Raw genomic sequence first — 7,903 nt, forward strand, 5'->3', positions numbered from 1 at the left:
AAGCAATTCTTTCATAGAAGAGATTTTTTTCTCAACTAAAAGAATGTATGGATTTTCTAGTTCCGCTAACATTTTCTCAGGATTAGTCACGAAATATGGCGACTGGTAACCTCTGTCAAACTGCATACCTTCTACAACGTCTACTGTTGTATCGATACCTTTAGCTTCTTCTACAGTGATAACACCTTCTTTCCCAACTTTTCCGAAAGCTTCAGCGATCAATGCACCGATTGTCTCGTCGTTGTTAGCAGAAACTGAAGCAACCTGCTTCACCATTTCTGTAGAATCACCAACGGTTTTAGATTGAGATTTTAGGTTGTCAACAACTGCAGTTACTGCTTTGTCGATTCCTCTTTTAAGATCCATTGGGTTTGCACCAGCAGCTACATTCTTAAGACCTTCTCTTACGATAGCCTGTGCCAAAACAGTAGCGGTAGTAGTACCGTCTCCTGCTATATCATTGGTTTTGGAAGCAACTTCTTTTACCATTTGCGCTCCCATATTTTCTACTCTGTCTTCAAGTTCGATCTCTTTTGCAACAGACACACCATCTTTAGTAACGTGAGGTGCACCGAAAGATTTTTCGATTACTACGTTTCTACCTTTTGGTCCTAAAGTTACTTTTACTGCATTAGCCAATGCATCAACTCCTCTTTTTAGAGCGTCTCTTGATTCAATATCGAATTTTATTTCTTTTGCCATTTTATTTAGATGTTAGATGTTAGACGTCAGATGTTAGACGCCAAGCATTATTTGAAAATTTGTTTTGTATTCAGTTTTAAGACTGAAATCTGATGTCTTGTATCTGGAATCTTATCCAATGATACCTAATAAATCTCCTTCTTTTACAATTAAGAAATCTTTTCCGTCTAATTTTAATTCAGAACCTGAATATTTTCCGTAAAGAACTTTGTCACCCACTTTTACAGTTGTAGGCTCATCTTTTTTACCCGGACCCACTGCTACTACTGTACCTTCCTGTGGTTTCTCTTTTGCGGTGTCCGGAATAATAATACCTGAAGCTGTTTTAGTTTCTGCAGCGATCGGCTCGATCAAAACTCTGTCTGCTAATGGTTTAAAGTTTACTGACATAATATATTTTATTTTTTAATTATTTCTGTGTTGGAAGTCTCTAATTGTATGCCAAGAAGAGTATATTAAAATTTTGGCAGACTTTTGATGTGGAGTGTGAAATTTTGGCAGAAAAAAAGTTCATTGGTTACAATGAACTTTAATAAGTTTTATTTACATGATTGATCATAATCTTGTAACAGCTTCTTGTACATATTTGTGTACAGTTCTGTCTTGTATTTCATATTTATTCGTGAGGCTTCTGCTCCTTTTTTTCCTTTAAGCTGAGCTTTTCTTTCAATGTCAGATTCTTTTTTATTTTCTTTAAAAGTTTTGTTAGAGAAATATTCATTGTTTCTGGCTTCATCTACTTTTTTCAGGAACTCGGGGCAATCTGCTCCTACAATTTCATAGGCTTTATAGAACTTTTTGTAAAGTTTCTTCATATTAAACAAATCCAAAGGACTCAAAGTGCTGTAATCTACCGGAGCTACGGCATAAGTTTCATCCGGTTTGCTCAGATAAATCATCACATACATCAGTTGGCAGTTGTCTTCGTTTCCATTGAATGCTGCTGCATTATTGCTTCCAAAATCTGCCTTGCACATCATACTTCTGTAACCATAAAGATTAATTTCTCCTTTTTCCATCAAAGGTAACATCAAAACCCTTCCTTCAGATTCCAATTCTAAATTGTTATCTATTTCTTTAACAATTCGTTTGTCGAGCTGGAATTTTTCCTGTGTATCTTCATTAGTGTAAATTAAGCTTTTAATATCAGAAACAGGAATTAGCTGTACCTGAGTATCACTTTTTGAAGATTTAAATTTCACCTCTTTCCTATGTAGATTGGCGCTTTTTTCCGAGCTTTTACCAATATATGAGAAAGTAGCAACATCAGGAAGCATAAAATCCTGTGCAAACCCGGTTTTTGTTGATCCGTCTTCCATAAGGATTTCAATGGGCAAGAAATCTCTTTTGCCGGTGTAAAATTGTAAAGATTGCGCAAAATAGCATTGTGCTGATGCGATAAGCAACAGAAGAAGGCTGAGTTTTTTCATATAAAGTGGTTATTTGTTTTTTAAGGTTGAAAATTTAAAGTGTGTTTTAGTTCTTTTTTCCTGCAGCCTGCATCGGATTTACCTTTCCATTTGCGCCTCCTCTCACAACACCGTTTTGTTTTTCTTTGAAAACCTGGAATTTTGAAGTTTCAGAAGAACTTCCATCAGTACTCCAGAAATTGTTTGAAGTATCAATATCTGCCGTTTCTCTCATCGGATCAAGCTGAATTGATTTTAATTTTTTATCAAAATAAAAAGTTTTGGAAACCTTCTTTTCATTGTGTCTCCAGATTTGAGCTGATGAACGATCTCTTAATTTTGAGCCATCTTCAAAAGTAAATTCAAGGATAATCGGCATTACCAAACCACCTTTGTTCACAAAATCAATTTGATAGGCATTGATATTTTTAAGTTTTTCCTGATCTTTTTTATCTAAAGCCGCACTTCCTTCTGTTTTGAAGCTGTACTCTTTATTTGTATCAACTTTTTCCTGACCACGGTCGTAACGGTAATAAAAATCCTGAAGGTCTTTATCTTTTTCCACCGCAAACGTTATTGTTTTGTCTTCTTTATTTCTGATTTTTGAAATATCTTCGAACTCATTTTGCAAAGGATTCTCAACTTTATATCTCGTCTCATCATCTTCTTTTACTGCGCTGAAATCCGGACTTGCCATTGTAACTTTATCAATCGAAATGTCTACAGGATCTGTTCCGTAAAACCATCCTCTCCAAAACCAATCGAGATCTTCACCACTTGCATCTTCCATTGTTCTGAAAAAATCTGCAGGTTCAGGATGTCTGAAAGCCCACCTTTTAGAATACGTTTTAAAAGCTTTGTCGAAAAGCTCTCTTCCCATAATGGTTTCGCGAAGAATATTCAAACCTGTTGCCGGTTTTGCATAAGCATTCGGACCAAACTGGATAATATTTTCAGAATTGCTCATAATGGGTTCAAGTTGGTCTTTCGGAAGCTTCATGTAATCTACAATCGTCCAGGCCGGACCACGCTTTGAGGGGAATTTATTGTCCCATTTTTCTTCGGTTAAATATTCAGTAAATGTATTTAAGCCTTCATCCATCCAACTCCATTGTCTTTCGTCTGAATTGATGATCATCGGGAAAAAGTTGTGTCCCACTTCATGGATGATTACGCCGATCATTCCGTTTTTTACTCCTTCAGAATAGGTTCCGTCTTTTTCCGTTCTTCCGAAGTTGAAACAGATCATTGGATATTCCATTCCGTTGGAAGCTTCCACAGATTGTGCAACCGGATAAGGATACGGAATYGTAAATTCTGAATATGTTTTTATCGTATGAGCAACCGCTTTTGTTGAATATTTTCTGTATAGACCATAAGCTTCTTTTGGGTAGAAACTCATTGCCATTATTTTATTGCTGTTTTCGGGAATGGTAACGCCCATTGCATCCCAGACAAATTTTCTGGAAGAAGTCCAGGCAAAATCTCTCACATCTTTCGCTTCAAAAACCCAGGTTTTTCTTTGTTTCGAATGATTTTTTTCTGCTTTTTTAGCCTCATTCAAAGTCACAATTTCTACAGGTTCAGCTGAAGTTTGAGACTTTTTATATCTTGATAATTGATATGGTGAAAGAACCTGTTCATAGTTTTTACATTCTCCGGTTCCGCCAACAATATGATCGGCAGGAACATTCATCGAAACTTTATAATTTCCGAAAACTAAAGCAAATTCACCTCTTCCTGTAAACTGGTGATTCTGCCATCCCTGAAAGTCGCTGTACACGCACATTCTCGGGAACCATTGAGTAATCGTATAAAGATCATTTCCATCCTCTTCGAAATTTTCGTAACCGCCACGACCACCCATTTTGATTCGGTTTGGAATGTTGTAATTCCAGTCAATTTTAAAAATAAATTTTTCGCCTTTTTTCAGAATTTTAGGCAAATCGATACGCATCATTGTTTTGTTGACGGTATATTTCAAAGGATTCCCCGAAGCATCGGTTACTTTTTCCAAATTTACACCGTAACCATTATCTTTCACAGGCAATTCTGAAACTTTAAGTTGCTGGTCATTCAAAGATTTCGGAAGGGTAGAAGAGAACTGATAATCTGCTTTATTTAAAGTTGATTGTTGGTTTTCATCTAGCTGAAGCCAGATATAATCTAAATCATCGGGTGAATTGTTGTGGTAAGTAACGGTTTCCGACCCTTTTAAGTTTCTTTTATCTTCATCAAGGTATGCAGTAATGTCGTAATCGGCCCTGTTTTGCCAGTAAGCTTGTCCCGGAGCTCCGGAAGCTGTTCTGTAAACGTTTGGTGTAGGGAGAATCGTTCCCAATTGTTCAAATCTGTTTCCGTGATTGCTTCCCGGATTATTTTGAATATTTTGTGCAGAAACACCTAAATATAAAAATACAGAAAGTGCCGTTACTTTTAGTTGCATGGATGAAAAGATTTAATAATTATCAAATATAATAATAAGTAGTTGAAAATTTAAAAATGTTTCAGGCTTAAAAAGGAATTCTTTCTAAAGTCATTTTTAAAGCCAATGCAAAAACTCCCGATGATACAAAGAGAATCCAGTCTTTTTTGTTGATTTTGAAAAGGTTTAATAAAATAAAAAGCAGGATTAGTATTGCAATGACAATCACGATTTGTCCAACTTCCAAACCAATATTGAAACCCAAAAGCGGAACGGCAATGCTCTGGCTTTTTGCAATCATCACTCTTGCGGTATTGGCAAAACCCATTCCATGAATTAACCCGAAAAATAGGGCTAAATAGTAATTGGTTTTGTTTTGCGATTGCTTTTTATTTTTCATTACAATATTTCCGGCAGCGGTTAAAACAATCGTCAACGGAATCAAAAATTCAACCCAATCTGAAGGAAGTCTTACCACATCGAGAATGCTTAAAGCCAATGTTACAGAATGACCGATTGTGAATGCAGTTACCAGAATCAGGATTTTTTTCCAATCTTTGGCGGTATAAATTGCGATTAAAGCTAAAACAAAAAGCTGATGATCTAAAGCATCTAATGAGATAATGTGTTCCCAACCGAGTTTTAAATAGAATAAAAAGTCCTGCATTTTTCAATATATTTTTGAAATGCGATGATACAAAATTTATTTTAACTTTGTATAAAATTCAAGATCATGATTGTGAATATAGAATTAGAAAATAAAGAAGATTTTGTGTTTATCAAGCAACTTTTAGAGAAAATAAAGGGAGTGAAATCTGTTTCTGTAGAAGAAGAAATTCCTGACGAAATATTTGCTGCTTTAGATAAATATGCAGATTCAGTAAAAGAAGAAGACTGCATTTCTTCCGAAGAATTTTTTGCAAATGCCAGAAAAAAAGTATGCGAGTTATATTTACGAAAATAGCGGAAAGTTCTTACGAAAGAATTTTGCAGTTTTTGTCTGAAATGTGGACTGAAAAAGAAATTGAAATTTTCGTAAATGATACTGAATACATTATAAATGAATTGATAGATGGTAAATATGAAAGATTTCAAAAATCACGTTTCAAATCACGAAGTGCATTAATTGGGAAAAAACATGTAAGGGTTTTCTTTCGAAAAGAAGATGAGGATGTAATAAAAATTCTTTTGTTTTTTGATATGCGTGAAGATTACAGGAAAATTCCCCAACTTTTAAAGTCTTAATTAATGTTTAAAAAAACAGCAATTCTTTTTGCATTTTTATTTATTCTTTTTTCTTTTACCGAAAAAAAACATCCTTATCACGTCGGTTCGGTAGAAATTAATTATAATTCAAAATCTAAAACTTTTGAGGTTACCGGAAGGTTTTTCTTAGATGATTTAGAAAATGGACTGGGCAAAAAATACGGAAAACCTTTTCATTTTAATGATGTAAAATATAAAGCTCAAATAAATGAAGCTTTAAAAAATTACAGCACTGAATATTTTAAGCTTAAAACAGATAATCAGTTTTTAAAAATAAATTATATAGGTTACGAAGAAGACAGCGAATCTGTAAATGTTTACATGGAATCTGAAAAAGTAGATAATCCAAAAAAAATAGAAGCTGCGGTGAGCTTTCTGTATAATTTATTTGATGACCAGATCAATCTGGTGCATATCATCGTCAATGGAAACCGCAAAAGTGAAAAACTGACGTATCCGAATCGATATTTATTTCAACAGTTTTAATAATCTATTTTTGAAGTTGCAGCAAAGCATTTTCGGCTTTTGCATGAGCTAAAAGGTCAGGAAAAAAATCGTCATAGCATTTTTGTAAAACCTTTTTGTTGTCTAAAAACGCCTGAAAAACGGGAATGTCTTTATCTAAATATTTTGCTTTATTCAAAACATTCTGAATGCTGAATTTGATGCCCCAATCTTCACGGTAATTGAAAAGCCAGTCATCGTGCTCCATTTTAGCAAGCATTTTTTTGAAATTTTCAGATAAAAACTGCTCATTTTCATTGAGAACTCTGTAAACTTTCAGCGAATGTTCTTTCCAGCCCTGTAAAGAATTTAAGCTGAAATCTGTTGCCAGAAAATAATCCATCGAAACATCTACAAAAGCTCCTGCATACAACCTGACTAACGGGCTGAAAACTTTTTTAGCCTCATGTATTGCAGGATGAGAGTCGGTGAATGTATCAATTGCGCGGTGAAGGGTAATCCCATCCTGAATATCTTTCGGAAATGAGTACCGGTCTTTGTTTCGAATAAAATCTTCGAGAAACTGCCCGACAATTTGACCGTCATTGAAAGTAAGAAAAGAGTGGGCAAGAAAATTCATTCTTTAAAATTACAGATTATACAGCAAATAATAAATGATTTTCACTATAATTTTGCTTACCATTGATCTTAAAAAAGCCGCTCATGAAAATCCTCAACCTTACTCACTTCTTCAATTTTGATCCCGAATTTTCTCTTCGGAATTTTATTTAAATTAGAAACAAAAATCTTTTCATAACCCAGTTTTTCGGCTTCCGTAATCCTTTGTTCAACCTGCGCAACAGGGCGAATTTCTCCGCTCAAACCGATCTCGCCAGCAAAACAAAAATGCTCGGAAATAGCAATGTCTTCATTTGAGGAAAGTATAGATGCAACTACAGCCAAATCTAAAGCCGGATCATCAGTTTTTATTCCTCCTGTAATATTGAGGAAGACATCTTTGGCGCCCAACTGAAAACCCGCTCTTTTTTCGAGAACAGCCAAAAGCATATTGAGTCTTTTAGAATCAAAACCGGTGCAGCTTCTCTGCGGAGTTCCGTAAACAGCAGTGCTTACCAAAGCCTGAATTTCCAGAAGCATCGGTCGGTTTCCTTCTAAAGTTACTGCTACAGAATTTCCGGAAAGCTCTTCAAATTTTTTGGTAATTAAAATTTCGGAAGGATTTTTTATTTCTTTTAAACCTTGCGAAACCATTTCGTAAATTCCTATTTCTGCGGTTGATCCGAAACGGTTTTTATTGGCTCTCAATAACCTGAAAAGATGGTTTCTGTCGCCATCAAAATTCAGCACTACATCGACCATGTGTTCCAAAACTTTAGGACCTGCAATTTGTCCGTCTTTTGTGATGTGGCCAACTAAAAACACAGGTACATTATTTTCTTTTGCGTATTTAATGATTTCATTGGAACATTCCCGAATTTGCGAAACCGTTCCGGGCGAACTTTCAATTAACTGAGACTGTAAAGTCTGAATAGAATCGATAATCACAAAATCCGGCTCCAGCTTTTTAGCCTCGTGAAGGATTTTTTCTAAAGAAGTTTCGGTATACAGAAAACAGTTTGGGTTTTTTATTTCGGCT

The 7,903-nt window shown here is 35.1% G+C and carries 10 protein-coding genes; 3 read left to right on the forward strand and 7 right to left on the reverse strand.

Annotated features, from left to right (window positions below):
- The 5 genes from groEL to AB4Y90_RS12555 all read right to left on the reverse strand — a co-directional run.
- Window positions 1-702 (reverse strand): chaperonin GroEL (gene groEL / locus AB4Y90_RS12535; protein WP_441557910.1); only part of this gene is annotated, 702 nt, incomplete at its 3' end.
- Window positions 703-813: 111 nt separating this feature from the next.
- On the reverse strand, window positions 814-1,092 hold the full coding sequence (locus AB4Y90_RS12540) for a co-chaperone GroES (protein ID WP_306618822.1): 279 nt from the start codon (window positions 1,090-1,092) through the stop codon (window positions 814-816).
- A gap of 149 nt (window positions 1,093-1,241) precedes the next feature.
- Entirely contained in the window at window positions 1,242-2,132 is an 891-nt protein-coding gene (locus tag AB4Y90_RS12545) for a hypothetical protein (protein WP_441557911.1), read from the reverse strand.
- Window positions 2,133-2,178: 46 nt separating this feature from the next.
- Entirely contained in the window at window positions 2,179-4,557 is a 2,379-nt protein-coding gene (locus tag AB4Y90_RS12550) for a M1 family metallopeptidase (protein ID WP_441557912.1), read from the reverse strand.
- A 67-nt stretch (window positions 4,558-4,624) separates the two neighbouring features.
- A complete protein-coding gene (locus tag AB4Y90_RS12555) occupies window positions 4,625-5,203 on the reverse strand; it encodes a HupE/UreJ family protein (RefSeq protein ID WP_441557913.1) in 579 nt (192 codons plus the stop codon).
- Between the two features lie 66 nt (window positions 5,204-5,269).
- On the opposite strand from AB4Y90_RS12555, the gene AB4Y90_RS12560 reads away from it, so the two are divergent.
- Genes AB4Y90_RS12560 through AB4Y90_RS12570 form a run of 3 tightly spaced genes read left to right on the forward strand, consistent with a single transcriptional unit; the run spans window position 5,270 to window position 6,288 of the window.
- Entirely contained in the window at window positions 5,270-5,500 is a 231-nt protein-coding gene (locus tag AB4Y90_RS12560) for a hypothetical protein (protein ID WP_441557914.1), read from the forward strand.
- Window positions 5,476-5,781 carry a hypothetical protein gene (locus AB4Y90_RS12565; RefSeq protein WP_441557915.1) on the forward strand — a complete coding sequence of 102 codons (306 nt, stop codon included), beginning with the start codon at window positions 5,476-5,478 and terminating at the stop codon, window positions 5,779-5,781. The genes AB4Y90_RS12560 and AB4Y90_RS12565 overlap by 25 nt, the downstream gene beginning before the upstream one ends.
- Before the next feature lie 3 nt (window positions 5,782-5,784).
- Window positions 5,785-6,288 carry a DUF6702 family protein gene (locus AB4Y90_RS12570; protein WP_441557916.1) on the forward strand — a complete coding sequence of 168 codons (504 nt, stop codon included), beginning with the start codon at window positions 5,785-5,787 and terminating at the stop codon, window positions 6,286-6,288.
- Between the two features lie 4 nt (window positions 6,289-6,292).
- Here AB4Y90_RS12570 and AB4Y90_RS12575 read toward each other — a convergent pair whose 3' ends face one another.
- Window positions 6,293-6,886, reverse strand: a complete 594-nt coding sequence (locus AB4Y90_RS12575; protein WP_441557917.1) for an ACP phosphodiesterase — start codon at window positions 6,884-6,886, stop codon at window positions 6,293-6,295.
- Window positions 6,887-6,954: 68 nt separating this feature from the next.
- Window positions 6,955-7,903 (reverse strand): DNA repair protein RadA (locus AB4Y90_RS12580; RefSeq protein ID WP_441557918.1); only part of this gene is annotated, 949 nt, incomplete at its 5' end.

Origin of the sequence: Chryseobacterium sp. 2TAF14 (genome assembly GCF_052115105.1) — a bacterium.
In the GTDB taxonomy this organism is placed as follows: domain Bacteria; phylum Bacteroidota; class Bacteroidia; order Flavobacteriales; family Weeksellaceae; genus Chryseobacterium.